Below are 25,855 nucleotides of genomic sequence, written 5' to 3'. Positions count from 1 at the left end.
TGTCCGCGGTGAGTTCAACTCAGCTTGAGGTTTGCTACGGTGGCCGGCATGGACAAGGCAGCTCCGCTGACGGTGGGCGAGGTGGCACGCCGCAGCGGGTTCGCGCCGTCGGCACTGCGGTATTACGAGGCGGAGGGACTGATCGATGCCGGCCGCACGTCGGGAGGTCAGCGCCGCTATCGACGGGATGTGTTGCGCCGGTTGGCGTTCATCCGCGCGGCACGCAATGTCGGGCTGTCTCTCGACGAGATCGCCCAGGAGTTGGCGCGGTTGCCGTCGGGGCGGGCACCGACGGCGGGGGACTGGGTGCGGATCTCCCGCGATTGGCAGCGACGGCTGAACGATCAGATCGCCGCGATCGAGGCGCTGCGCGACCGGCTGGCGAGTTGCATCGGCTGCGGGTGTCTGTCCCTGCGGTCGTGCACGTTGAACAACCCCGACGATGTGCTCGGCGCCGACGGGTCCCATCCGGGTGCCCGGCTGTGGCCCGAACCGCTGCGGCGGGACATTCACGCCGAGTCGGCCGTCGAGGCCGACTGACCCGATGGCGACCGCCCGATTCTGGTGGTCGCCACGGCACCATCCGCGGGCAACAGATTCCCGGGTCGGTCAGGTCAGAAAAGTCCTTGCCCGGCAACGGGTGTCTCCGCGGTGAACAGCGCCGACACCGATTCGCCGTCGTGGATGCGGCGCATCGCCTCGGCGATGGCCGGAGCGATCGACAACACCGTGAAGGTGCCCTCCGGCGCCGCGGCGCGCTCGTCCGCGGGAATCGGCACGGTGTTGGTGCAGACGATTTCCTTCACCTCGTCGAGCGCACCGATCCGGCCGAGCGCTCCGGCGGCGAACAGCCCGTGCGTGCAGGCCACCCTGACCGACTTCACCCCCTGATCGCGCAGCACCCGCACCAGTTCGAGAATGGTGCTGCCCTTGGCGATCTCGTCGTCAAGCACGATCACGTCGCGTCCGGCGATGTCGCCGATCACCGAGGTGATCGACACCTTGTCGTCGGCGAAGCGCTGCTTGGCGCCGGCGGCAACCGGCACCTGCAGCATGCGGGCAAAAGTGGCTGCCTCCTTGGCATTTCCCAGATCGGGCGACACCACGACGGTGTTGGAGAGGTCGCCGCCGGCGAAGTGGGAAGCCAACTCGCGCAGCGCATGCAGGTGGTCGACAGGGATCGAGAAGAAGCCGTGCACCTGCGGGGAGTGCAGTGTCATGGTGAGTACCCGGTCGGCGCCGGCGGCAACCATCAGGTCGGCCATCAAGCGGCCGCCGATGGAAATGCGCGGGGCGTCCTTCTTGTCCGAGCGGGCGTAGGCGTAATGCGGCATCACCACGGTCACCCTGGCCGCCGATGCGCCCCTGGCCGCGTTGATCATCAACAGCAGCTCGACCAGGTTCTCCTGCACCGGAGCCACCAGCGGCTGGATCAGAAACACGTCGCGCTCGCGGCAGTTCGCCAGCAGCTGCACTTCCAGACAGTCGTTGGCGAAGCGGGTCAGCTTCGACGGTTGCAGTTCCACCCCGAGCTCGGAACAGATCTCCGCGGCGAGTTCCCGATGGGCACTTCCGGAAAACACCGCAATGTCCCGCACCGCACCACTCCTGTGCTCGTGAAGTTCCGTGGGCTACCCGACCCAAGGCAACCTAGCAGCGTCAGCGGCACGCCCGCACGGCGGGATTTCGTGCCGACACCGGACCGGTGGCAGGTGTGGTGATGGCGGTGGAGTCGGCGCAGCCGATCAAGACCCGACCAGCTCGATGACCCGGTAGTTGACGACGGACGACTCCCTGGTGGCCCTGCAGGTCAACCGGTGCGGGGTGCTGCGCTCGGCGCGCAACCGCACCTCGATGCGCTCGGGCAGGCCGTCGCTGCCCGCCAGCCACACGGTGGCCTCGCCGGCGCCGTCGTCGGTGTGCAGCACCGTCCAGTCGTGCCGCCCGGCCGGCCCGAACCGGGCCAGCGCGGCGATCACCGCCGCCTGCTGGGGAATGTCGAGGTTGGTGTAGCCGCGCAAGTGTTCGGCGTGAATGCGGTTGGCGAGATGGTGCCGGACCACGTCGATGCCGACGTCGGGGTCGAGCCCGCCGTAGTAGACACCGTCCGGTACCACCACCAGATTGCCGGCGAACCGATCGCCACCAATGTGGCTGCACTCCCAGGTCAACTCCGGCCAGCGCTCCGACAGCGCGAACGCGACCGGCCGGCCGCGCACCGCACAGCACACGTCGTGGCGGCCGTGGGTGCACACCATCAGCACCGGGGGCAGCCCGGCCGCACCCGGCGCTGACAACGCTTCGGGAATCGCGAGCAGATCGGCGGCGCTGCTCCACTCGCCCCAGAGCTGCCGGTAGTGGCCGGCGTCCTGGTAGTGCAGCACGGCCCAGCGCCGCGGCCGCTGCTCGGGCGCGTAGTGCCGCAGCGGACGGCGAATCAGCACGATCCTGGCGCCGGCCGCGGCGGCGGCCGCGGTCACCCGGTCCCGCACCGGCGGGTCGAGCGGCAGCTCGGGAAAGCCGAGAATCGGCCAGCCGTGCGGATATTCGATCAGCAGCCAACTGCGGCCGGGCGCCGCCGTCGCCGCCATCGCATCGCCGCGCAGCCGGGCGTCGTCGGAGCAGAACCAGCGTGCCGGCCCGCTCACGCCGGTGCGGCGGCCGGCCGGCCGGCATCCGGAGCCGAGTCGGTCTGCGCCGGCGTGGCGCCCGCCGGTACCAGCACGCCGGCCCGCAACAACCGCTCGGCCAGCGGCAGACCCAACTCACCGGCAGTCGCCGTCGTCCGATTCAACAACGTTCGGACGGCGGCCAGGTCCGGCTCTGGAAAGTCCAGCCAGCCAACCCGGCTGCGCAGCCGATTTCCGTCCAGCCCAGCGTCCAGCGCCGGGCGCAGCCGGAGCTGCGCATCGGGTGTCAGCGCGTTGGTCGCGGCCAGCTGGGCCAGCGGTCCGAGCGGACCCGGCCTGGCCTGGCCGCGTCGAGTGCGCTGGACCGCTGCCGCCGGATCGGCAGTGCCGAGCGCGGCCACCAGACGGTCCCGGATCGGCCCCAGGTCGGTGGTCGCCGGGTCGAAGCCGAGCGGCAGCGTCGACCGCATCTCCGGATCGTCCCGGAGCGCGCTGAGCGCGTCCTGCAGCAACTGCTCGGCCAGGGCATACCGGGTCCAGACGTGAATCCCCAGGGTCAGGTGAATGCTGACCTCACCCTGCGCCTGCGCGGCATGCAGCCAGCCCCGCGGCAGGTACAGCACATCGCCGGGCTCAAGCACGGTGTCGATGGCCGGCTCGGTTTCGGCTGCCCTGGCCACCTCGTCGGCCCTGTCGCTCCAGGGCTGGTCGCGCAGCGGATCCCGATGCACCGGCTCGTGGATGATCCAGCGTTTGCTGCCCTCGATCTGCATGACGAAAACGTCGTGCACGTCGTAGTGATCGTCGAAGCCGCGGTTCTGCGGCGGGGTGATGTAGGCGTTGGCCTGCACCGGATGTCCGAGATCCTCGGCCAGCGCCGAACTGAAATCGGCGACCGGTTGCCAGGTGCGGTGCAGTGCCTGCAACACCAGGGTGGCGCCGTCGGCGAAGTGCCGCCACAGTGCGGTGTCGTCCAGTTGGTCGGCGATGCTGGCACCCACTCCCGCCGGCCGGGTGAAGGCGGTGTCCGGCAGGGTGGCACCGTTCTTCGCCACCCGGAGGAACGGCGCGCGCAGACCCCGGCGGGACACCAGCTCGTCGACGGCAGCGGCGGAGAACAGATCGTGAAATCCGGCGGGCCCAGGCGTCGTCGCGTCCCGCGCCCGGGTGAGCAGAGCCTTGGTGGCCCAATACTTCTCGCCGAACTCGGCGAGCGGAATCTGCAGCAGCCGCGACTGCAGCACCCCGGTGCCGGCTTCAACCTGCGAAGCGGAACCGGGGTGCTGACGATCGCCGAGCTGTTGGTCGGTCAGCGTCAACGGTCAGCTGTCCGCGCCGCGGTCCGCCCCGCCGTCGGCGCCACCATCGGCACCGCCGTCAGCGCCACCATCGTGCTGACCGGGCGTGCCGGACGCACCGCCGTCGGCCGGGCCTTCAGCACCACTGTCGGCGCCACCGTCGTGCTGACCTGGGGTACCGGCCGCGCCGCCGTCGGCGGGGCCTTCAGCACCACTGTCGGCGCCACTGTCGGCACCGCCGTCGTGCTGGCCGGGCGTGCCGGACGCACCGCCGTCGGCCGGGCCTTCAGCACCACTGTTGGCGCCACCGTCGGCACCGCCGTCGTGCTGGCCGGGAGTGCCGGCCGCGCCGCCGTCGGCCGGGCCTTCGACGCCACGGTTGGCGCCACCGTCGGCACCGCCGTCGTGCTGGCCGGGGGTGCCGGCCGCGCCGCCGTCGGCCGGGCCTTCCGGGTTACTCGTGAAATTGTCGCTCATCATTCCTCCATCAGTGGGACTAGCAGGGGCACCAGTCTGTCGGAACTGGCGGACGTGACCGAGTCGGGCTCGGCGGGGGACCGGCAAGCGTCAACACACGCTCGCGCGGGCCGCCTCCGTTCAGTGCCGTTGAGTGGCCTGCCTAGTGTCTGACGCCAACTGCCAACCCGCATCTCGACGGGCCGACGGTGCCCGGATTCGCCCGGCACACGGCTTTGCGCCGCACAGTGCTGCTGGCCCGGTGCTGCTTGTCCGGCGCTGCACGGCAACCGCGCGACGTTCCAGGGCGCCGGCAGGTCGCGGTCCCCACCGGTTGGACCAAATCGGCTGGATATGGTGGACCGGTGACGCAGTCAGCCGGCGGCAGTGCCGTCGCAGGCAACACCCGTCCGGTCGAGGCGGGCGTGCATACCGACCTGTCCGATCAGCTCAGCTATTCCGCATACCTTGGGCTCGACACCCTGCTGTCCGCCCAGCGTCCGATCAGCAACCCGGTCCACCACGACGAGATGCTGTTCATCATCCAACACCAGACCTCGGAGCTGTGGTTCACGTTGGTGCTGCACGAGCTCCGCTCCGCCTGCGAGCTGCTCGCCGGCGACGAACTGCGGGTGTCGCTGAAACGCATCGCCAGGGTCAAGCACATCCAGCGCACCCTGACCGAGCAATGGTCGGTCCTTGCCACCCTGACACCGACCGAGTACTCGGAGTTTCGCGGATTCCTCGGACACGCCTCGGGATTCCAATCGTGGCAGTACCGGGCCGTCGAGTTTGTGCTCGGCAACAAGAACGCCGCGATGCTGCAGGTGTTCAGGGCCGACCCTGCCGCCCAACAGCTGCTGCAGCAGGTACTGACCGCGCCGAGCCTGTACGACGAGTTCCTGCGCTGCTTGCGGCGCCGCGGCTATCCGATTCCCGACGAGGTGATCGACCGCGACGTCAGCACAGCGCACGTCGAGAACGAGGCGCTGGTCGAAGTGTTCACTGACATCTATGCCGATGCCGAAAACCATTGGGACGTCTACGAAGCCTGCGAGGAACTGGTCGACCTCGAGGACAACTTCCAGCTCTGGCGGTTCCGGCACCTCAAGACCGTGCAGCGCACCATCGGGATGAAAACCGGCACCGGCGGCTCGTCCGGGGTGCAGTTCTTGCAACGCGCGCTGCAGCTCACGTTCTTCCCCGAACTGTTCGCCGTCCGCACCAGGATCGGCCAGTGACGGGGCCGCTCGGCCGCACCGAGACACCGGACCGGGCGCCAGTGGTGTCCGGACCGGACGGGACCGGCGCAGAGCCCGCGCCCACCGCCGACACAGCGGCCGCAGCGGACATGGAGGCGGCCGCTGCGGAGTTCGGCGTGCGGGCCGACCAGCTCGATGCCGCCGATCCGATCGGCTGGTGCCGCAACGAGTTCCTGGCCCCGGACGAACGCCACGGGGCGGTCACCGCCTACCTGGACGGCAATTCGCTCGGGCGACCGCTGAAGTCGACCGCCACCAGGGTGGACGAGTTGATCAGGGTGGGCTGGGGCACCCGGTTGATCCGCTCGTGGGACGAGAGCTGGATGCAACTGCCGGAGTCGCTCGGCGATGAGCTCGGCCGCGTGGTGCTCGGCGCGGCGGCCGGACAGACCGTCGTCGGCGATTCAACAACCGTGATGCTCTACAAGCTGCTGTACGCGGCGGCTTCCGCTGCACGGCAACGGGATTCGCAGCGCACCGAGATCGTGGTGGACACCGAGAACTTTCCCACCGACCGGTACGTTGCGGCCGGTGTCGCCGAACAGTTGGGGATGCGGCTGGTGTGGTTGCGGCCCGACGCCGCCGCCGGGGTCACCGTCGAGCAGGTGGCAGCAGTGCTGGGGGAGCGCACCGCCGTCGTCCTGCTCAGCCACGTTGCCTACAAGTCGGCGTGGCTGGCCGATCTCCCGGCGATCACCGCGGCGGTGCACCGGGCCGGTGCGCTGGTGCTCTGGGATCTGTGCCATTCCGCGGGGGCGGTGCCGATCGACCTGGACGCCAACGACGTTGATGTTGCGGTGGGCTGCTCGTACAAGTTCCTCAACGGCGGCCCGGGCGCTCCGGCGTTCGGTTACGTGGCGCGGCGGCACCAGGATACGTTCCGCCAGCCCATCCACGGGTGGATGGGCAATGCCGACCCGTTCGTCATGGGACCGGAATACCGTGCGGCGCCGGGCATCCGAGGGTTCATCAGCGGCACTCCGCCGATTCTGGGGATGGCTGGAATCGGAGACACCGTCGCGTTGATCGAGCGGGCCGGGCTTGCCCAGATCCGGGCAAAGTCACTGCGGCTCACCCAGTTTGTGCTGGACTGGGCCGGTGCGCTGCTGGAACCGCTTGGGGTACGGGTGTTGTCGCCGACCGACGACGAGCGCCGCGGTAGTCACGTCACGTTCGGGCACCCCGGGTTCCGGGAGTTGATCGGCCGGCTCTGGGCGGACGGAGTGATCCCCGATTTCCGCGAGCCCGACGGTATCCGGATCGGGTTGGCGCCGCTGTCGACCAGCTTCCGCGAGGTGGCGACCGCGTTGCGCCGGCTCACCCTCGAACTGACCGCACTCGACTCGGCCGGCACCGGACACCCGTGGCGCGGCGCCAGCGCCGCCGACGGCGGTCAAACCCCAACGCCGACACCATGATTCCATGACCATCCTGCTGATCGGCGCGCTCGGCGCCGTCGGCCGATTGCTGCACCGCGGCCTTCCGGAAGCGACCGGGCAGCAGCTGATCGGAGTCGATCGAGCGCCGGGCGCCGACCTGCGATGGGACCTGGACACGGTGGACTACGCCGACCCTGCCGTCCGGGCGACGCTGACGGGCGCCGACGTCGTGATCCACGTGGCGACCAGCCCGGATCCGTACGCCGACGCCGCTGTGCACTGGCAGGCTGTCGCGTCGGCCACCCGATTACTGCAGGCATGCAACAACACCGACGTTCCGGCGGTGCTGCTGCCATCGTCGGGCTGGGCCGAGCCCGCCGGGCTGGGGTTGCGGCAGAACTCCTACGGCCGTTCCAAGCAGGTGCTGGAATCACTGGCCGCGATGTATGCGCAGCAGCCCGGCCGGGCGGCCGAGGCGCTCCGCATCGGCTGGGTGCCGCACCATCCCGACGACCTGGCCGGCGCCGACCCCGCAATAGCGTCCTCCTATTGGCCGGCGGACCGGGTGGTGTCGGAGTTCGCCGCCGCGGTCGCCCGACTCAGCTCGACGATCAGCTCAGCGACCTGAGGGAAATAGGACGATCCCGGGTCGACCGGGTCGAAATGGTTGCCGCCAGCCAACTCTCGGTACTCGACCGGCTTGCCGAGCCAGTCGGCGGCCGAACGGGAGAACTCGACAGGAACCGCTCGATCCGCATCGCCGTGTACCAGGACGGTGTGATCTGCAAACCCGCGCCGAATCGGGTTCAGCCGGCGGAACGCGTTGTCCGGAACGGCATCCGAGCCGGGCACCCACTCCGGATCCCACCGCTCTCCGGTGAACTCGGCCGCCGCGCCGTCGCTCAGATCGGCGGCCGCCGCCCGCTCCAGATCCGTCAGGCCACCCAACGAAACGCAACCGGCCGATCCCGCCGTCAGCAGTGCCAGGTGACCCCCGGCGGAGTGACCAACCCACACCGCGTCACCGCTGCGCTGCCTGACCCGTTGCAGCGCGCGGACGCCGGCGTCCGGATCACCGGGCACACGGGGGTATTCGACCAGCCACACCGAGCCTCCGGTCGGACCGAGTTCAGCGGCCAACCGGGCGGCCATCGGTCGCAGATACTCGCGGTCGACGCGCGGCCGCCAATAGCCACCATGGACGAGCACAACGCCGGGCGGGGCATCGGGGCCGAACCGTTCAATCAGGTCGTCGGGCGCATGCCGCGCGATGATCTCGCCGGGCCCGAGCGCAGCCCCAGCCCTGTGCAGGCGCTGCGTGGCGGTTTCCTCCGGGTTCTCCGGCTCGCCCGGTTGGTCAGACTTCCCGGCGCCGTTAGAGTTTTCGGCGTTCTCCGCGTTCTCGGCGTTCTCGGCGCTTTCGGCGTTGTCACCTGTCGGCTGCGGGTTCTGATGCGGCGCGCGGCTCATGGAGGCGGACGTTAGCAGCGCGATTGCCTGACTGCTGCCTGACTGGTGCCTGACTGCTGCCTGTCTGCTGCCGGTACTCCCTAGACTTGCGGCGGCAAAGCTGGTCCCTCCAGCGTCATCCCCCCCGAAAGCGAGACCACCGATGAGCCTGTCCGCAACCCTGCTGTCCGACGACCGCCGCAGCGCCGTCGTCGCCGATCTCGGCGCCGTTGTCGAGGCCGAGGTGAAGGACAAGAAGGGCATCTCCGGTGCGGCCATCAAGACCGGGTTCGCCGCCGCCCGCAAGGTGTCTCCCGGTCTCACCGATCGGGCGCTGAACCGGATGCTGCCGGACTTCGCGGCCGCGCTCGACCCGTTCTGGGCCGACTTCACCTCGGCCGGCGGTGGAGACTTCGGCAGCTACCTCAGCGGCCGCAAGGCCGAGGTCTCGGCGGCGCTACTGGCCGTCACCGACAAGCGGGTCGAGGGTTCCAGCCGGGAGGCGATCAAGAAGGCGTACCGCGGCATGCGCGGCAAGGCCGAAGACAACGTGCAGGCTGCGCTGCCCAGGCTTGGCGCAGCGCTGCAGCGGCACGCCGGCTAAGGCGTCATCGGAACGCCTGTGTGCCCGGCACCGTCGGGCCCTCGGGTGGCACCAGCGTCGGCGCGCGGTCGTAGTCTGCGCCAATGACGAAACCTGGATCGGCAGCCGGGCCAACCGGTCCGCCCGGCTCGGCTTCGCCGCCGTTGCGGTTGAGCAAACGCGACGCCCGGCGGACGGCGATTCGCGCGCAGGCGCTGCAGCGGCAGCGCCCGGACGATCTGGAAGCCGTGCTGCGGCAGCTGTTCTTCCTGCAGTTGGAACCCACCAAGGCGGTGGCGCCCAGCGCGGAACTGGTGCTCTGGAGCCGGCTCGGCAACACGTTCCGGCCGGAGCAGGTGGACGAGGCCATCGCCGACGGCAGGGTGGTGGAGTACCGCGGCACGCTGCGACTGGCCGCCGACATGGCGCTGTTCCGGGCCGATATGGCGGCGTGGCCCGGTCTGCCCCCGCTGCGGCCGTGGCAAGAAATCCAGGCCGAGTGGGTGGACGCCAACGACGCCTGTCGCCGCGACATCCTGCACCGGCTGGAGACCGAAGGCCCGCTGCCCACCGGGGCGTTTCCTGACATCTGCGAGGTGCCGTGGAAATCCAGCGGTTGGACCAACAATCGCAACGTCAGCCAGCTGCTCAACCTGATGGTGCAGCGTGGGGAGGTGGCCATCGCCGGGCACCAGGCAGGGGAGCGGATGTGGGATCTCGCCGAACGGGTGTACCCGGACGGGCCGACGCTGCCGCTCGAGCAGGCCGCGCACGAACGTAACAAGCGGCGGTTGACAGCCCTCGGCATCGCCAGAGCGAGCGGACAGGAATGCGTGTTCGAGACCACCGCGGTCGGCGAGGTCGGCGTCCCTGCCGAAGTCGCCGGGGTCAGCGGACTCTGGCGGGTGGATCCGGAACTGCTCGACCAGCCGTTCCGCGGCCGGGCGGCGCTGCTGTCGCCCTTCGACCGGCTGGTCTTCGACCGTCGCCGTGTCGCCGAACTCTTCGACTACGAATACATCCTGGAGATGTACAAGCCCGCGGCGAAGCGCCGCTGGGGCTACTACGCGCTGCCGGTGCTGTACGGCGACAAGCTGGTGGGCAAGCTGGATGCCACCGCCGACCACAAGTCCGGGGTGTTGCGGGTGAATGCGCTGCACTGGGATCAGGCGCCCAGCGCTGCGCTGCGAGCCGCTGTCGATCGGGAGATTGATGCACTGGGGGCTTGGCTGGGACTACCGGTGCAGCGCTAGCCGGGCATGCTCGCGGTGCCATGGCCGTGGGCGGCGGAAGGTACTAGGTTCCGTCCATGAAGTCGCATGCCGTGGGCGAGACCGACCGGCCGATCCTCGATGAGACCATCGGCGCCAACTTCGAGCGTGCCGTCGCCGCCCATCCGGACAACGAAGCCCTGGTCGAGTGCGCCACCGGGCGACGCTGGACCTACACGGAGCTGAACGACGCCGTGGACACCCTGGCCCGCGGACTGCTCGCGGCCGGGCTCGGCAAGGGCGACCGGCTCGGCGTCTGGGCCCCGAACCTCGCCGAATGGACCATGGCGCAGTACGCGACGGCCAAGCTCGGTTTGATTCTGGTGAACGTCAACCCGGCCTACCGCACCCATGAGTTCGCCTACGCCGTCAACCAATCCGGCATGCGGATGCTGCTGGCGGCGCCAGACTTCAAGACCAGCGACTACCGCGCGATGGTGGCCGAAACGTCTACGCAGACACCGGGTTTGGAGCGGGTGATCTTCTTCGGCGACCCGGAGTGGGACGCCCTGCTGCGGTCAGGTGCCGAGCTGCCGGCCGATGCGGTCGCGGACCGGATGGGTCAACTGCGGCCGGACGAGCCGATCAACATCCAATACACCTCGGGCACCACCGGCTATCCGAAGGGGGCAACGCTCAGCCACCGGAACATCTTGAACAACGGCTACTTCACCACCGAGCTCATTGAGCTGACGCCGGACGATCGGCTCTGCATTCCGGTGCCGTTCTATCACTGCTTCGGCATGGTGATGGGGAATCTGGGATGCACGACGCACGGCGCCACCATGGTGATCCCGGCGCCAGGGTTCGACCCCGAGGCGACCTTGCGCGCGGTTCAGGATGAGCGCTGCACGGCGCTGTACGGGGTCCCGACGATGTTCATCGCGATGCAGAACCACCCGAGCTTCGGATCGATGGACCTGTCGACCTTGCGCACCGGGGTGATGGCCGGCTCGATCTGCCCGGTCGAGGTGATGAAGCGCTGCATCAACGAGATGAACATGACCGGGGTGGCCATCTGCTACGGCATGACGGAGACGTCGCCAGTGAGCTGCCAAACCCGCTCGGACGACGACCTGGACCGCCGGACCGCCACCATCGGACGGGTGCATCCGCACGTCGAGATCAAGATTGTCGACCCGGCCACCGGCGAGACCGTCGAGCGTGGACAGCCGGGGGAGTTCTGCACCCGTGGATACTCTGTGATGCTTGGCTACTGGGACGACGAAGCCAAGACTCGCGAGGCCGTCGACGCCGACGGCTGGATGCACACCGGCGATCTCGCCGAAATGCGTCCGGACGGCTACTGCAACATTGTCGGCCGGATCAAAGACATGGTGATTCGCGGCGGCGAGAACATCTATCCGCGCGAGATCGAAGAGTTCTTGTACACCCATCCCGACATTGAAGATGTGCAAGTGATCGGCGTTCCCGACGAGCGATACGGCGAAGAACTCGCCGCCTGGGTCAAGATGAAGGATGGTGCCGAACCGTTGGACGCCGAGATGATCCGGGTATACGCCACGGGAAAACTGGCGCACTACAAGATCCCACGTTATGTCATCCTGGTCGACGAGTTCCCGATGACGGTGACCGGCAAGATCCGCAAGGTCCAGATGCGTGAACAAACCACCGCCCAGCTCGGCCTCGCCGGCGCCGGCCATGCGCCGAGCTGACATGCCGGCCGTTCGACCACTCGTCGGATTCCCAGGCGGCTGGGATCGCCGTTGTCGCACAGTGTCTGCGGCGCGCGGCGAATCTGTGGCGCCCGGCGAGTCGGCACGACGACGGCGCGACCTTGGCGCGCCGCGCTGTGGTCCCGGCGCTGTGCAGCAGGCGCGTCAGGTGCCGCACTGCGACGCTGCGGCACGGACGGCCGGATGCGCTGGAATGGCCGCCGGCCCAGTGGAATTATCGGCGGCTCGAAGTACATTGCCGCAGGTCGCATTTCCAGAACGACGATCGAGGCGCCGATAGTTCTCGCGCCGAACCCGGACTGACAGGAGGTATTACGTCACAGTGACGAAACGCAATGGTGTGGCTGCGCTGCGAAAGGCACTGAAAGATAGAACTGCTGAGACCCAGCAATTGCTGGAGACTGCCGAGAACGATCTGGTCAATCTTCGGGCGGCCAAGAATGCCGAAAGCGATGACGACGAGCATGACCCGGACGGCGCGACCATGTCAGCGGAATGGTCCCGGCTGGAGGGCCGGGCCGCTGATGCCCGCGATGAGCTCGCGCAGTTGGAGCAAGCCCGGCGCCGCCTGGACGATGGCGATCCCGCGGTCTGCGTTGACTGCGGCGAACCCATCCCGATGGAGCGGTTGCTGGTGCGCCCGATGGCCGACCGCTGCGTCGACTGCGCCGAACGCACCGGTCGGTGACGGGGGACAGACTCCTTGAAGCAGGCCAGCCGATCTGGCAAAATGGCTATATTGGATGAGGAGAATATCGCCACAGGAGGGAGCTGCAGGTGGCTGACGTTGGGGTGCGTGAGCTGCGGGACGGGCTCAGCCGGCACCTCGCGGCTGTCCGCCAAGGGGCCACGATCACGGTGACCGATCATGGGCGCCCAGTGGCACGCATCGTGCCGGTCGGCGTGCCGACGAAGCTTGAGCAGTTGATTGCTGCGGGTGCCGTGCGTCCCGCTCGCCGGCAGCGTCATTCGCTACCAGCACCGATCAAAGCCTCGGGAACGGTCAGCGATCTCGTGGACCCGCAACGACGTTGATCGTCTATTTCGACACCTCGGCTGTCGTTCCCATTCTGATCGATGAGCCCACGACGCAGCTCTGTCGCCAGCTGTGGACCGAAGCGGACCGTCGGGTCACCGCACGTCTGACCTTCGTCGAAACGGCCGCAGCGCTGGCGATGGCGGAGCGGCAGCATCGAATCACCACTCCACAGCAAGACGCCGCTTGGTCGAACTTTGTTGCCATCTGGGCCGACGCTGACGTCATCGAGCTGACCACCGAATTGACCGCTGTAGCAGCACATTTGGCCTCGTCATTGGCGCTGCGCGCTTATGACGCAGTGCAATGTGCGGCCGCACTCTCTGTGGATGACCAGCAAACCGTCGCGGCCACCGGCGACTTACAGCTCCTGACCGCCTGGCGATCACTGGGCCTCGCTGTCGTCGACACCCGTCGCCTCCCGTGAGGCAACGTGCGGGGCGCGGCCTGCAGACCTGGTGGTCCGAAGAGGCTGAGCTGCGCGGAATCGAGACAACAAAGACCTTCGTCGCCGAGGTCGACGGCGCCACGGTCGGCATGGGCAACATCGACCTGCGGCCGGACAAGCCGGTCATCTGGAAGCTGTACGTGCTGCCGGAACATCACGGCGTCGGTGCCGGCCATGCGCGGCGGGAGACCCCGGGGGCCGAAGGCTGGCCCGACGCGGTGTGGATGGTCCGCAAGCCGACGGAATGAGACGCCCCCTGATTTCGGACCGCCGGTCAGCAGAACGCCGATAATGTACATTATGTCAGGTTGGAGCCCGAAATCCGTTGTCTCGCAACCCACCAGTGGTGGGCGGTCTCGTCTTGCACCTCCCTCAAAACTGAGTAAGCTCACTGATGAGGAAGCTCAGTAGCAAGAGTCAGGTGGCTAGGAATGGCAGACACGATGCGGATGTCTGGGCGTCGCGACCGGAACATGCGGGAGAAACGAGATCGCATCTTCGCGGCGGCGTCCGACTTGTTCGCTGAGCGCGGCTTTTCCGAGGTGACGACCCAGGAGGTGTCCGATCGGGCGGATGTCGCGGCGGGCACGCTGTTCCGGTACGCGGCCTCGAAGAGCGAACTGCTTCTCATGGTTTACAACGAGGAGTTACGGGCCGCGATCGACGAGGGCGAACGACGTGCGGCACCTGTTGCCGAGACGGTGGCTGCGATCGGTGCACTCGTGATCCCGACGATCGAGCGCAGTGTGCGCACGCCGGAGAATTCCATCGCGTATCAGCGGGAGCTGTTGTTCGGCTCCGCGGTGGAACCGCACCGTGCCGAGGGCGTGGAGCTGGTCTACCGGCTCGAGGGCCTGATCGTCGGCCGTTTGAACGCGGATCCGCGTCGACGTCGCCTCGCCGTGGATGCCGCTTTCGTCCGCCTGGCGGGCGAGACCGTGTTCGGCATCGTCAATCTCACCATCGCGCGGCTCTCTGACGCGCCGGTTGAGCTGTCGGATATCGAGCGAAACCTTCGGGTTCAGATCAAGCAGGTCGTGGATGGCCTGTTCACAGAAAAGGAATGACATGTCAGACATCAAGAACGTGACCGTGCTCGGGACCGGCGTGCTCGGGTCCCAGATCGCCTACCAGACCGCGTATAGCGGGTTCGCGGTGACCGCATACGACATCAGCGACGAGATCCTGGCGAAGGCGAAGGAGCGCTTCGAAGGACTCGCGTCGACCTACCAGGCTGACGGTGTCGCGGGCGCCGCCGACGGCAAGGCGGATGCGGCGCTGACACGCATCGCCTATTCCTCCGACCTTGCGGCCGCGGTCGCGGATGCCGATCTCGTCATCGAGGCGATCCCCGAGGTGCTCGCGCTGAAGCAGGAAACGTATGAGCAGCTGGGCAAGGTGGCCCCTGCGAAGACCATCTTCGCGACGAACTCGTCGACGCTGCTGCCGAGCGATCTGAAGGACTTCACCGGCCGCCCCGCGAAGTTCCTCGCGCTGCACTTCGCGAACCAGGTGTGGAAGTTCAACACCGCCGAGGTGATGGGCACCGCCGACACCGACCCGGCGGTGTTCGACGAGGTCGTCGCATTCGCGGGCGAAATCGGCATGGTGCCGATCCCGATCCACAAGGAGAAGGCGGGCTATGTGCTCAATTCTCTGCTGGTCCCCTTCCTCAACGCCGGATATGCACTCGCCGCGGGCGGCTACGCCGAGCCGAAGGACATCGACAACGTGTGGCGCATCGCCACCGGGGCGCCGATGGGACCCTTCCAGATCACCGACATCATCGGCCTCACGACGCCGTACAACATCCTGTCCAACGCCGGCGCCGAGGCGAAGCCGCTCGCGGACTGGATCAAGACGAATTACATCGACAAGGGCAAGCTCGGCGTCGCCACCGGCGAGGGCTTCTACAGCTACGACACCAGCAAGTAACCATCACCGCAGCAGGACACGACAAGGAGCACTCTCATGCGTTACACCGCAGGCAACTACGAGGCGTTCGCGCGCCCTCGCAAGCCGGAAGGCGTCGATGACAAGTCGGCGTGGTTCGTGGGGGCGGGGCTCGCCTCGCTCGCCGGCGCCGCCTTCCTCATCCGCGACGGGCAGATGCCCGGCAACAAGATCACCATCCTCGAGGAGCTGAAACTCCCGGGGGGTGCGCTGGACGGCATCAAGGAGCCGAAGAAGGGCTTCGTGATCCGCGGCGGCCGGGAGATGGAGGACCACTTCGAGACCTTGTGGGACTTGTTCCGCTCGATCCCGTCGCTGGAGATCGAGGGCGCGAGCGTGCTCGACGAGTTCTACTGGCTCAACCGCGACGACCCGAACTACTCCCTGCAGCGCGCGACCGTGAACCGCGGCGAGGACGCACACACCGACGGGCTGTTCACGCTGTCGGAGAAGGCGCAGAAGGAGGTCGTGAAGGTCTTCCTCGCCACCCGCGAGGAGATGGAGAACAAGCGCATCAACGAGGTGTTCTCGCAGGAGTTTCTGAAGAGCAACTTCTGGATGTACTGGCGTACCATGTTCGCCTTCGAGGAGTGGCACTCGGCACTGGAGATGAAGCTCTACCTGCACCGCTTCATCCACCACATCGGCGGGCTCCCCGACTTCTCCGCGCTGAAGTTCACCAAGTACAACCAGTACGAATCGCTCGTGCTGCCCCTGTACACGTGGCTGCTGGACCAGGGCGTCGTGTTCCACTTCTCCACCACCGTCACCGACGTCGACTTCGACATCGATAAGGCCGGCGGCCGGAAGCAAGCCACCCGCATCCACTGGGATTCCCGGGAGGGCGGAGCACCCGGCGACGGCGTCGACCTGACGGAGAACGATCTGCTGTTCGTCACGATCGGGTCGCTGACGGAGAACTCCGACGAGGGCGACCAGCACACCCCCGCGAAGCTCAACGAAGGCCCCGCACCCGCATGGGACCTCTGGCGGCGCATCGCGGAAAAGGACTCCGCGTTCGGCCGCCCCGGCGTGTTCGCCGACCACATCCCCGAGACCAAGTGGGAGTCCGCCACCGTCACCACCCTCGACGAGCGCATACCCGCGTATATCGAGAAGATCGCCAAGCGCGACCCGTTCAGCGGCAAGGTCGTCACCGGCGGGATCGTCACCGCCACGGACTCCACCTGGCTGCTGTCCTGGACGGTCAACCGGCAGCCGCACTTCAAGCAGCAGAAGCCCGACGAGATCGTCATCTGGGTCTACGCCCTGTTCTCCGACGTCCCCGGCGACTACACCGGCAAGACGATCCAGGAGTCCACCGGCGAGGAGATCGCCCGCGAATGGCTCTACCACCTCGGCGTGCCAGTCGACCAGATCGACGAGCTCGCCGCGAACGGTGCGAAGACCGTCCCGGTGATGATGCCCTACGTCACCGGATTCTTCATGCCCCGACAGGCCGGCGACCGCCCCGACGTCGTCCCGGCAGGCTCGGTGAACTTCGCATTCATCGGCCAGTTCTCCGAATCCGCCGAGCGCGACTGCATCTTCACCACCGAGTACTCGGTCCGAACCCCTATGGAAGCCGTCTACACCCTCCTGAACATCGAACGAGGCGTCCCCGAGGTCTACAACTCCACCTACGACATCCGCAAGCTGCTGGCGGCCACCAGCCGCCTGCGCGACGGCAAGGAGATCAAGATCCCCGGCGGGCCGCTGGCCCGCAAGCTCCTGCTCAACAAGCTCGAAGACAACCAGATCGGAGAGCTGCTGGAAGAGTTCGGACTCATCCAGAACTGACTCCCGCCCCGGGACCTGCACCCTCCCCAGCCCTCAGGTGCAGGCCCCAGAGGGACGCAGGGAAGGCCCGCTGTGCCTCGTGCACGTCGGGCCTTCCCTACGGACGGGCTTGGGTGGCCGGCACTAGCGCGGGCGGTCGGGAGCTGGGCGGCGGGACTTTCCATCGGGCCGCTCTTTGGTCATTTCGAATTCTCGTCTGTGCTCACCGTCGGTGCAGCTGGTGAGCGAAGCCGGTCGACGACGTCGATCGACCGTTCAACGACCCCAATCGACCAATCGACGTCTTTCCTGGTCGGCCAAGCGCGACGAGATGCACGCCGTCCGTTGCGTGGAGCGTCACTCTTACCTCCCTGCAGGTGAGCCTCTCACAAGCTCGAGCCGTGACTCGCTCGGCTCGAACTACGTTCGTGCCCGACAAGATCGAGAGATTCCATCGCACGCTGGCCGACGGCTGGGCCTACGCCCGCTGCTACACGAGCGAGACCGAGCGGCGAGGGGAACTCGACGGGTGGCTGCACTACTACAACCATCACCGGCCCCACACAGCCTGCGGCAACCAGCCGCCCTTCTCACGATTGATCAACGTCCCCGATCAGTACATCTAGATCGACGACAGATGCGTTGCGCTCGGCCCAAAAGTGGCTGAAAGCGACGTGATAGACAGCAATCATGCAGCTTTCCGACACCTCACACGGCACGACGGTGCCTCTCAGGGATCTGCGCGGGCTGTGGCCCGGGCGCTCGTGCACCGCCCGGACACCGCATGGGTAACCCTGATCTCCGGCGGCACTGAGATCGTGTGCGCGACACGTGCCCAAATGGCCGACGACGACCAGCTGCTGCTGCTGGCAGACCTTTCGTGTAAAGACCGGCACCGCGGCGGCTCCTAACGTCGTGCAATTGGACCGCAGCGTCCGGCCACGCAGGGCCAACATCCTCGACGAATAGGACTGGCGTAGCGATGGATCCGCAACCTGTCGGCCTCTCCCCTCGCCGCACCATCCGCGGACGCCCACGCACCACCAGCGACCGTCACGACCCGTGCGCGCGCTGCGGTCGCAACATCCCTCGACTGGCCGCCATCTGGCCCGAAGGCCGGCTGTGTTTCACCTGCTACTTCGACGCCGTCCACACCCGCGGAACCTGCCCTGAGTGCTTGCAAGAGCGACTCCTGCCCGGACCGCCCAGCGCCGACGGCGACCCGATCTGCTCGACCTGCGCTGATATCCCTTACGACTTCCACTGCGAACGGTGCGACATTGAAGCCGGACACCACCGCGGTCGGCTATGCGCTCGGTGCGCGCTGCGCGACGACCTGCACCGCATCCTCGGCGGCGAACCAACCGACCCAGCCCTCGTCGGACTCGTCGACGCACTGTGTGCCGCCGACCGACCCGAATCGATCATCGTCTGGAAACGCTCCGCGAAAGTTCAACAGCTACTGCGCGCGCTCGGTGACGGCACCATTCCCGCTACCCACGAAGGGCTCGACACGGTGCCCGGCAAGCCGACCGAGCACCTGCGCGCGATCCTGCAACATCACGGGCTACTCCCCCAGCGCGACCAGTACCTTCCTCGCTTCGAGCAGTGGATTGACGCCAAGCTCGACGGGCTGCCCGACGAAGTCAGCCAGCCGGTGCGGCAATTTGCCACCTGGCACCACCTGCGCCGCATCCGCGCAAAGGCGGCGGCAGGTAGCTCCACCCGTGGACCCGTGCACTCGGCCAAGCAGGAGATCACCGAAACACTCAAGTTCCTGGTGTGGCTCCACGAAACGTACGAACGGACCGCGGAGACCTGCACGCAGCCGGACGCCGACGAGTGGCTTGCCGGCGGGCCGACAACACGCAGCGCGATCAGAACCTTCTTCGTCGTCACCAAACGAGCACAACTCAACACGGCCGTGACAATCCAACATCGATCGGCCAAAGCGAGCCCATCACTCAGCCAGGACCAGCGGCTCGCCTGGATCCACGAATTACTCACCGGCACAAGCGAATCGCTTCCCTACCGTACGGCCGGCATGCTTCTGCTGCTATACGCGCAGCCACTGGTCAGAGTCGTCACGTTCGAAACCAACATCATCAGAGACACCGACATCGGCATGACCATTCGGTTCGGCGAGAAGCCTGTTGCCGTACCAGAGCCGTTCGCCGGTGTCCTTCGCAGTCACATCGCCGCACGACCCAACCTGCGAACCTCCACCGGTCCGGACAGCCCCTGGCTCTTCCCCGGATACGCCGCCGGGCAGCACCTACACCCCAACACCGTGATGATCCGACTCCGAAACCTCGGAATCAACCTTCGCGGCGCCCGGAACAGAGCCATCGGGGAGCTCGTCCTGGAATGCCCGCCATCACTCGTCGCCGACGCGCTCGGGTACAGCCACCAAGTCGCGTTTCTTCACGCGAGCAAGGCCGCTGAGCCATGGGCCCGCTACGCATGATGACGCTTACCGAAAATCCCCAGGGTTGCTCATCGAAATTGGCCATCTGGTGACCGTGGGATCGTAGCGGAGCTGGGTTGGGTGGCGCGTCGGAGGTTGTCGGTGCGGGCTTGGTGGTCGCGGAGGCGGTAGCTGTCGCCGGTGATGTCGATGACAACTGATCGGTGGAGTAGGCGGTCTAAGAGTGCTGCGGCGACGGTGTTATCGCCGAGGACTTGGCCCCATTCGGTGACCGGTCTGTTGGTGGTCAGGATGATCGAGGACTTCAGGTACCGCTGGTTGACGACTTGGAACAGTGATGAGGCGGCTTCGGCGGGCAGCGGCAGGTAGCCAAGTTCGTCGATGACCAGGGCGGCGGGGCCGGCGTAGAAGCGCATGGTGGTGGCCCAGCGGCCCTCGATGGCGGCGCGGTGGCAGCGGGCGACGAGGTCGGCGGCGTTGGTGAAGTAGGTGCGGTGGCCGGCTTCGGCGACTTTGCGGGCCAGGCCGACGGCGAGCATGGTTTTGCCGACGCCGGGCGGCCCGATCAGCAGGATGTTCGTGGCGGTGTCGAGGTAGCGGCCGGAGGCGAGGTCGCGGATCAGGTCGGGGTCGATGCCGGGTTGGGCGTCGTAGTCGAAGTCTTCCAGGGTGGCTGGGGTGGGCAGGTTCGCGAAGCGGAGCCGGCCGGCCAGTCGGCGGGTTTCGGTGGCCTGCACCTCGATCCGCAGCAGCTGTTCCAGTGTCGCAGTGATGCTGTGCTGGCCTGCTTTCGCTTCGTCCAGGACGGCCGGGAGGGCTTCGGCGGCGTCGGCCAGTCGGAGGTAGGTCAGGTGGTCGCGGAGCTGCTGGTAGCGGCTGGCCTCGGAGGTGGTTGTCATGAGAGTGGTTTCCTTCCAACATGTTCGGGTGTTGTGGTGTGCTTGTTCATTGGGGCAGGGTGCGGCGGCGGGCGGCGGCTTGGGCGTATTGGTTCAGGTCGATCACCGCGGCTGAGGCCGCTGGTGTCGGGGTCCTGCCGCGGAGGGTGTCGGCGGCGGCTCGCGCTGCCGGGCCGGGTGGGATCCGTTGTTTGGACCGGTGCGGCGCCGCCGGGGTGGTGGCGGTCATCGCGGCGGTGTTCAACGCGGTGACATGCTGCTCGGTACGGACCACTGCGCCTGCGCCGTCGGGCCGCCGGTGGTGGACCACGACGGTGACACCAGCGTTGGTGGTGATCGACAGAGTGGCCGCATCGAGCCGATGGCTCACGGTCACGAGTTGGCCAGCCTGGGCCGGTGGGACGGAGTAGGTGTTGCCGCGGTAGGACACCAACGCCTGCGCGGAGGCCTTCCTGGCCACGGTGATCACCGCGACCGGCGGTGCAGCGGGGACCGGCCGTAGCGGCTCATGGGCGGCGAGGTCGGCTACGGTGCACCGGTTTCCGTCCGGATCGATGCGGCCGCGTTGGTCGGTGACCTGTTCACAGAAGTCGTCCAGCGATGCCTGCGCTGCCGCAGCAGTAATGTCGTCGGGCAGGCTGCGCCACCAGCGTTGCGCCGCAGTGTGGTTGGCCTTTTCGACCACGCCTTTACGGTTCCCGCGCCGCGGCGGACACACCGTGACCCGGACACCGAAGTGTTTCGCGATCGCGGCGTAGCTGGCGGTGACCTTCGCACTGCTGGGGTGGACGACGGTGGCCATCCGGTCGAACCGCCAATCCTGCGTCACCCCACCGAGTTTGGTCGCGATCTTGTGTTGCGCGGCGGCCAGCTGCGCCTGGTCCATGGCTTCACACAGTTCGCCGCGCCACTTCCCGGAGTGGGCCAACGCGCCGACCAGTAGGCAGGCCTTGCGGCCGTAGCCGTCCCAGCCCGGCGGCGGGTCGGGTAGCTCGACCCAGTCCCACTGGGTTTCCTCACCCGCCGGATGCTCGATGACCGCGACCGGGCGCCCGGTCGCCGGCCGACACCGCTCGCACGGCGGCCGCAGCCCACGCAGGCGCAGCGCCCGGGTGAACGAGGGATACGAGCGGTCGTAGCCCAACCGGCGGACCTCATCGAACAGGGCGGTGGCCCACAGATGCGGGTCCTCAGCCAGCCGGGCGGCGACGTAGTCGACGAACCGGGCGAACGCGTCCTCGCCGGCCGGGGCACGCTGACCGACCTGCCGGACGCCGTTGAGGTAGGCCCGGACCGTCTTACGGTCCCGGCCCACATGCCGGGCGATCGCCGAGATCGACCAGCCCCGTCTTCGTAGTGCATGGATGTCCACGTCGTCCTCCTGTGTGAGCATGAAGCGGGGCCCCTTCGGTCAGCTGGCAGGTGGTCAGAGACCGCCAGCATCGAAGGGGCCCCGCCGCATGTGCGGGAGCCACGCAGGTGGGGAATTTCAGTGAGCAGGACTGGGGAGATTCAGGTAAGCGCCATCAACGCAGGACGCGCAATCAGGTCGCCGTGACAGACCCACCGGATGGTCGCTGATCTCCTCCACGACCCTGCCTGGGTTATTAGGTAGTGATTGCGATCCAACTGGTGTGGAATACCTGTCGTGAACGACTCAACGAGGCCACCGGAACCAAACGAGATGCGCGCCTACTACCGCGCCTTGCCCTTCGCGAACGGCCTACCGAACTGGGAGCCGGCGAATGCAGCTTGGCATGGTGGCAGCGAGCCGTGGCCACCGCCGAACAGTCCTGCTGCGGACACGCAGTTGGATGAGTGGGCTGCAGCTGACATCGAGGATTCAGCCTTTCATCCCATGGCTGCGTTCGTCGATGGCCAATGCGTTGGTGCGTCCGCGACAATCTCTTTCGACGTGACCGTCCCGGGTGGCCGAACAATGCCCATGGCCGGTGTGACGGCAACCGGCGTCATTGCGACGCACAGACGCCGCGGACATCTCCGCCGAATGATGCAGGCGATGTTCGTCAGCGCGTTAGAACGATCTGAACCGCTGGCGATGCTCAGCGCCAGCGAGGGGAGTATCTACGGTCGATTCGGGTTCTCCGTGGCGACCTACCGTTCTCGACTTGAGATCGGCCGCCACGAAGCAGAATTCCTTCCGGCCCCCGCCGACACAGGCTCGCTCGAGCTCGTCGACGCGACCGTAGCGCGCTCAGTATGGCCTGAAGTCCACAGACCTGTTCGCGCCAACCGCGTCGGCGAGCTCAGACCTCTGGCTAGTCATTGGAGCAGTCTCTCGGACAGCGCCGCAGGGACTAGTGGGCCACTGAGATTCCTCATCCATCGCTCCGCTGAGGGCGTGGCCGACGGCATCGCCAATTTTCGTCTGCCCTGGTCGGCCACCGAGCGCGACGCAGGAACGCTAATTATTGAGGCGCTAGAGGCGACAGACTCTCAGGCCTACCGCGCGTTGTGGCAGTTGCTGCTCGACTTCGATCTCACTCGTACCGTTGTTGCGCCGGGACGACCACGGCAGGAGCCTCTCACGTGGATGCTCACCAATCCACGCGCCGTTCGGGTCACGCGGCAGTCTGACAATTTGTGGGCCAGGCTCCTCGACGTGCCGACCGCGCTGGCGGGACGCGCCTACGCCAACGAGGAATCGATCACTCTTCGGATTCCCGACGACCCGATGTGCCCACAGAACGTCGGCACATGGGAACTCAAGACCCGCGGCCAGCGGCCAACATGCGTGCCCGTCGACCGCGTTCCTGACGCAGTTCTGAGCATCCAGGCCATCAGCTCACTCTTCTTCGGTGGCGTCTCGGCTCATGACCTGGCCTACGCCGGCCAAATCAAAGCCAACAGTCTCGACGCCGTCGACCGGATCTCGCGACTCTTCAGCATCGACCCGTTGCCCCACAACTCTTTCGGCTTCTGAGACCTGGTCGCGTCTGATACGAATCACCATCTCCGGACACCAATACGCACGAACTTGATACGCAGGTTGTCCAGTAGCAGGTCACGGCATGTGGGGTGGGCCGTTGGTCAGCATGATCCGAGACGGTCAAGCAGTATCTCGCCGCGGGTGTTGTTCCCGAACCGCCGGCACCGAGGCGTACAGCTCCGTGCCGGCACCCTGGTCGGGCGCATCCCCCCTAGCGCCCGGCCAGCACCCCCATGGCTGGTGCCTGCGGGACCTGGGATGCCGGCAGTCCGGCATGTGGATCAGAACCGACCTGGCCTCGTACAGCTAGGCGCTCGTCGTTCGATTCGACGGCGTTCGAGGACCGACCAGGGTCGGTCGCCGGTGCGGTCATCGTCTACGCGCTGGGCGCCCTGTTGGGTCGGGATCGGGTAAGAAGACTCGCTGACCGGATTCCGCTGGTGAAGGTCACGGACGTGGACCGCGCCGAGACGTGGTTCAGCAGACATGGCGGTAAGGCGGTGCTCTTCGGCCGGATGGTGCCGCTGGTCAGGAGCTTCATCTCCCTCCCCGCCGGTGTCGAACGGATGAATCTGCTGCGGTTCCTCATCCTCACCACCCTCGGAAGCCTGGCGTGGAACGCCATCTTCGTCACCGCCGGCTACCAGCTCGGCCAGAACTGGCACCTCGTCGAGCGCTACACCGACGTCCTGCAGAAGGTTGTCATCGTCGCGATCGTCGCGGCGGTGACGCTGTTCATCGTTGTGCGCCTGCGCCAACACCGAAACACCGAGCCAGCCGGCTGAGCGAAGCCGATCGAGGACACCGTCCCGATGGGCACGGCGGCTGCAGCTCTACTCACGCTCAGTCCCTCGCCCGCGCGTTGACCATCCAGGCAAGGGTCAGCCGACGCGGCGGGCGCACACTCAAAACTGTTGGCATGCAGGGTGTTCACGCCGCTCCCCCGGTCCTGGTCTCTTGCTCAATGCAGTCGGCGAAGTGCGCAAGATCGTCGTGTCAGAACGTCGACACGAATGACCTGATGTCGTCCAGACCGGCGGATCCAGCGCGTGGATCCGCCGGGTGCCGGCCGCTTGATCGCCGGCAAGCCCGGCACCCGTCAGCACCCGGAGATGCTGGGACACCGCCGGCCGGCGGATCGGCAGCCGGGACAAACGGCAAGTCGTCACGAACGGGAGCGGCGGCGCGAGTCAGCGCTTGTCGTCGCAGGTGGCAGCGAGCCAATCATTGACCGTCAACTGCGGCGTCGTGCGGTCCGATGGACCCCCAATTCCCGACTTTCCGCGATACACGCGATCGACCGGGAGCCGAGTGAGTTCATCGACGCGGAAGCTGATGATGCCAGCGCCTACCGACTGGCTGTCATTCCAGGCACCCACGTTGTAGGTGAAACCCGCGGTGAATTCGGCTGTTGGCCCGAGCCGGGTCGCCTGTGGACCGCCCGGTGATGACGCTTACCGAAAATCCCCAGGGTTGCTCATCGAAATTGGCCATCTGGTGACCGTGGGATCGTAGCGGAGCTGGGTTGGGTGGCGCGTCGGAGGTTGTCGGTGCGGGCTTGGTGGTCGCGGAGGCGGTAGCTGTCGCCGGTGATGTCGATGACAACTGATCGGTGGAGTAGGCGGTCTAAGAGTGCTGCGGCGACGGTGTTATCGCCGAGGACTTGGCCCCATTCGGTGACCGGTCTGTTGGTGGTCAGGATGATCGAGGACTTCAGGTACCGCTGGTTGACGACTTGGAACAGTGATGAGGCGGCTTCGGCGGGCAGCGGCAGGTAGCCAAGTTCGTCGATGACCAGGGCGGCGGGGCCGGCGTAGAAGCGCATGGTGGTGGCCCAGCGGCCCTCGATGGCGGCGCGGTGGCAGCGGGCGACGAGGTCGGCGGCGTTGGTGAAGTAGGTGCGGTGGCCGGCTTCGGCGACTTTGCGGGCCAGGCCGACGGCGAGCATGGTTTTGCCGACGCCGGGCGGCCCGATCAGCAGGATGTTCGTGGCGGTGTCGAGGTAGCGGCCGGAGGCGAGGTCGCGGATCAGGTCGGGGTCGATGCCGGGTTGGGCGTCGTAGTCGAAGTCTTCCAGGGTGGCTGGGGTGGGCAGGTTCGCGAAGCGGAGCCGGCCGGCCAGTCGGCGGGTTTCGGTGGCCTGCACCTCGATCCGCAGCAGCTGTTCCAGTGTCGCAGTGATGCTGTGCTGGCCTGCTTTCGCTTCGTCCAGGACGGCCGGGAGGGCTTCGGCGGCGTCGGCCAGTCGGAGGTAGGTCAGGTGGTCGCGGAGCTGCTGGTAGCGGCTGGCCTCGGAGGTGGTTGTCATGAGAGTGGTTTCCTTCCAACATGTTCGGG

General features: G+C 67.1%; 26 protein-coding genes and 2 pseudogenes. 19 read left to right on the top strand and 9 right to left on the bottom strand.

Translation table 11 applies throughout. From position 1 onward, the window contains the following. Positions 1–48: 48 nt before the first annotated feature. Positions 49–540: a redox-sensitive transcriptional activator SoxR gene (gene soxR, locus HKD39_RS01720; protein ID WP_171198091.1), complete on the top strand. Its 492-nt coding sequence runs from the start codon at positions 49–51 to the stop codon at positions 538–540. Between the two features lie 74 nt (positions 541–614). Here soxR and HKD39_RS01715 read toward each other — a convergent pair whose 3' ends face one another. The 4 genes from HKD39_RS01715 to HKD39_RS01700 form a co-directional block, all read right to left on the bottom strand. After that, the gene (locus tag HKD39_RS01715) at positions 615–1,598 is read right to left on the bottom strand and encodes a ribose-phosphate diphosphokinase (protein ID WP_171198090.1); all 984 of its coding nucleotides are present in this window, start codon (positions 1,596–1,598) and stop codon (positions 615–617) included. 147 nt (positions 1,599–1,745) lie between these two features. Continuing rightward, positions 1,746–2,648 carry a sucrase ferredoxin gene (locus HKD39_RS20215; protein WP_171198089.1) on the bottom strand — a complete coding sequence of 301 codons (903 nt, stop codon included), beginning with the start codon at positions 2,646–2,648 and terminating at the stop codon, positions 1,746–1,748. After that, the gene (locus HKD39_RS01705) at positions 2,645–3,943 is read right to left on the bottom strand and encodes a cupin domain-containing protein (protein ID WP_343074557.1); all 1,299 of its coding nucleotides are present in this window, start codon (positions 3,941–3,943) and stop codon (positions 2,645–2,647) included. Before HKD39_RS01705 ends, HKD39_RS20215 begins: the two co-directional genes overlap by 4 nt. 9 nt (positions 3,944–3,952) lie before the next feature. Next, a complete protein-coding gene (locus tag HKD39_RS01700) occupies positions 3,953–4,405 on the bottom strand; it encodes a BatC protein (RefSeq protein WP_212753772.1) in 453 nt (150 codons plus the stop codon). Positions 4,406–4,749: 344 nt separating this feature from the next. Here HKD39_RS01700 and kynA point away from each other — a divergent pair, with 344 nt between their 5' ends. From kynA to HKD39_RS01685, 3 genes are all read left to right on the top strand, one after another. Next, positions 4,750–5,625, top strand: a complete 876-nt coding sequence (gene kynA, locus HKD39_RS01695; protein ID WP_171198087.1) for a tryptophan 2,3-dioxygenase — start codon at positions 4,750–4,752, stop codon at positions 5,623–5,625. 110 nt (positions 5,626–5,735) lie between these two features. Next, entirely contained in the window at positions 5,736–7,064 is a 1,329-nt protein-coding gene (locus HKD39_RS01690; RefSeq protein WP_171198399.1) for a kynureninase, read from the top strand. Positions 7,065–7,068: 4 nt separating this feature from the next. Beyond that, positions 7,069–7,653, top strand: coding sequence for an NAD-dependent epimerase/dehydratase family protein (locus HKD39_RS01685; protein WP_171198086.1), 585 nt, complete (start codon positions 7,069–7,071; stop codon positions 7,651–7,653). Here HKD39_RS01685 and HKD39_RS01680 read toward each other — a convergent pair. Continuing rightward, the gene (locus HKD39_RS01680; protein ID WP_171198085.1) at positions 7,572–8,495 is read right to left on the bottom strand and encodes an alpha/beta hydrolase; all 924 of its coding nucleotides are present in this window, start codon (positions 8,493–8,495) and stop codon (positions 7,572–7,574) included. The two genes, HKD39_RS01685 and HKD39_RS01680, sit on opposite strands and share 82 nt — an antisense overlap. 142 nt (positions 8,496–8,637) lie before the next feature. Here HKD39_RS01680 and HKD39_RS01675 point away from each other — a divergent pair, with 142 nt between their 5' ends. From HKD39_RS01675 to HKD39_RS01615, 13 genes and pseudogenes are all read left to right on the top strand, one after another. Continuing rightward, positions 8,638–9,078 carry a DUF6918 family protein gene (locus HKD39_RS01675; protein ID WP_171198084.1) on the top strand — a complete coding sequence of 147 codons (441 nt, stop codon included), beginning with the start codon at positions 8,638–8,640 and terminating at the stop codon, positions 9,076–9,078. A gap of 83 nt (positions 9,079–9,161) precedes the next feature. Next, positions 9,162–10,310, top strand: a complete 1,149-nt coding sequence (locus HKD39_RS01670) for a DNA glycosylase AlkZ-like family protein (protein WP_171198083.1) — start codon at positions 9,162–9,164, stop codon at positions 10,308–10,310. Between the two features lie 56 nt (positions 10,311–10,366). Continuing rightward, positions 10,367–12,004: an AMP-binding protein gene (locus HKD39_RS01665; protein ID WP_171198082.1), complete on the top strand. Its 1,638-nt coding sequence runs from the start codon at positions 10,367–10,369 to the stop codon at positions 12,002–12,004. Positions 12,005–12,347: 343 nt separating this feature from the next. After that, positions 12,348–12,713, top strand: a complete 366-nt coding sequence (locus tag HKD39_RS20210; RefSeq protein ID WP_171198081.1) for a TraR/DksA family transcriptional regulator — start codon at positions 12,348–12,350, stop codon at positions 12,711–12,713. Positions 12,714–12,802: 89 nt separating this feature from the next. Next, a complete protein-coding gene (locus HKD39_RS01655; protein ID WP_171198080.1) occupies positions 12,803–13,060 on the top strand; it encodes a type II toxin-antitoxin system prevent-host-death family antitoxin in 258 nt (85 codons plus the stop codon). Next, the gene (locus tag HKD39_RS01650) at positions 13,057–13,488 is read left to right on the top strand and encodes a type II toxin-antitoxin system VapC family toxin (RefSeq protein ID WP_171198079.1); all 432 of its coding nucleotides are present in this window, start codon (positions 13,057–13,059) and stop codon (positions 13,486–13,488) included. The genes HKD39_RS01655 and HKD39_RS01650 overlap by 4 nt, the downstream gene beginning before the upstream one ends. Beyond that, entirely contained in the window at positions 13,485–13,757 is a 273-nt protein-coding gene (locus tag HKD39_RS19140) for a GNAT family N-acetyltransferase (RefSeq protein WP_171198078.1), read from the top strand. Before HKD39_RS01650 ends, HKD39_RS19140 begins: the two co-directional genes overlap by 4 nt. A gap of 183 nt (positions 13,758–13,940) precedes the next feature. Beyond that, the gene (locus tag HKD39_RS01640; protein ID WP_212753770.1) at positions 13,941–14,576 is read left to right on the top strand and encodes a TetR/AcrR family transcriptional regulator; all 636 of its coding nucleotides are present in this window, start codon (positions 13,941–13,943) and stop codon (positions 14,574–14,576) included. A gap of 1 nt (position 14,577) precedes the next feature. Continuing rightward, positions 14,578–15,444, top strand: coding sequence for a 3-hydroxyacyl-CoA dehydrogenase (locus HKD39_RS01635; RefSeq protein ID WP_171198077.1), 867 nt, complete (start codon positions 14,578–14,580; stop codon positions 15,442–15,444). 36 nt (positions 15,445–15,480) lie between these two features. Continuing rightward, entirely contained in the window at positions 15,481–17,262 is a 1,782-nt protein-coding gene (locus HKD39_RS01630; RefSeq protein ID WP_171198076.1) for an oleate hydratase, read from the top strand. 416 nt (positions 17,263–17,678) lie between these two features. After that, positions 17,679–17,867 (top strand): annotated as a pseudogene (locus HKD39_RS01625) (integrase core domain-containing protein); the annotation flags it as partial. A gap of 123 nt (positions 17,868–17,990) precedes the next feature. Continuing rightward, the gene (locus tag HKD39_RS01620; protein WP_171198075.1) at positions 17,991–18,152 is read left to right on the top strand and encodes a hypothetical protein; all 162 of its coding nucleotides are present in this window, start codon (positions 17,991–17,993) and stop codon (positions 18,150–18,152) included. Between the two features lie 71 nt (positions 18,153–18,223). Next, entirely contained in the window at positions 18,224–19,708 is a 1,485-nt protein-coding gene (locus HKD39_RS01615) for a recombinase XerD (RefSeq protein WP_171198074.1), read from the top strand. Between the two features lie 29 nt (positions 19,709–19,737). On the opposite strand, the gene istB (HKD39_RS01610) is transcribed toward HKD39_RS01615, so the two are convergent. Together istB (HKD39_RS01610) and HKD39_RS01605 are read right to left on the bottom strand one after the other, a co-directional pair. Continuing rightward, positions 19,738–20,568, bottom strand: coding sequence for an IS21-like element helper ATPase IstB (gene istB / locus HKD39_RS01610; RefSeq protein WP_171198071.1), 831 nt, complete (start codon positions 20,566–20,568; stop codon positions 19,738–19,740). Between the two features lie 46 nt (positions 20,569–20,614). Then, the gene (locus HKD39_RS01605) at positions 20,615–21,961 is read right to left on the bottom strand and encodes a Mu transposase domain-containing protein (protein ID WP_171198070.1); all 1,347 of its coding nucleotides are present in this window, start codon (positions 21,959–21,961) and stop codon (positions 20,615–20,617) included. Between the two features lie 291 nt (positions 21,962–22,252). Here HKD39_RS01605 and HKD39_RS01600 point away from each other — a divergent pair, with 291 nt between their 5' ends. Beyond that, the gene (locus HKD39_RS01600) at positions 22,253–23,512 is read left to right on the top strand and encodes a GNAT family N-acetyltransferase (protein WP_171198073.1); all 1,260 of its coding nucleotides are present in this window, start codon (positions 22,253–22,255) and stop codon (positions 23,510–23,512) included. Between the two features lie 239 nt (positions 23,513–23,751). Then, positions 23,752–24,303: a DedA family protein gene (locus HKD39_RS01595; RefSeq protein WP_171198072.1), complete on the top strand. Its 552-nt coding sequence runs from the start codon at positions 23,752–23,754 to the stop codon at positions 24,301–24,303. Between the two features lie 252 nt (positions 24,304–24,555). Here the strand turns inward: HKD39_RS01595 and HKD39_RS20205 are convergent. Together HKD39_RS20205 and istB (HKD39_RS01590) are read right to left on the bottom strand one after the other, a co-directional pair. Continuing rightward, positions 24,556–24,663 (bottom strand): annotated as a pseudogene (locus HKD39_RS20205) (ArsR/SmtB family transcription factor); the annotation flags it as partial. Between the two features lie 332 nt (positions 24,664–24,995). Further along, on the bottom strand, positions 24,996–25,826 hold the full coding sequence (gene istB / locus HKD39_RS01590) for an IS21-like element helper ATPase IstB (RefSeq protein WP_171198071.1): 831 nt from the start codon (positions 25,824–25,826) through the stop codon (positions 24,996–24,998). Positions 25,827–25,855 lie beyond the last annotated feature (29 nt).

Origin of the sequence: Nakamurella aerolata (assembly GCF_013002705.1) — a bacterium.
GTDB lineage: Bacteria > Actinomycetota > Actinomycetes > Mycobacteriales > Nakamurellaceae > Nakamurella > Nakamurella aerolata.
The sequence above is the reverse complement of the archived record's forward strand: the minus strand, read 5'-3'. Positions and strand labels throughout refer to the sequence as shown.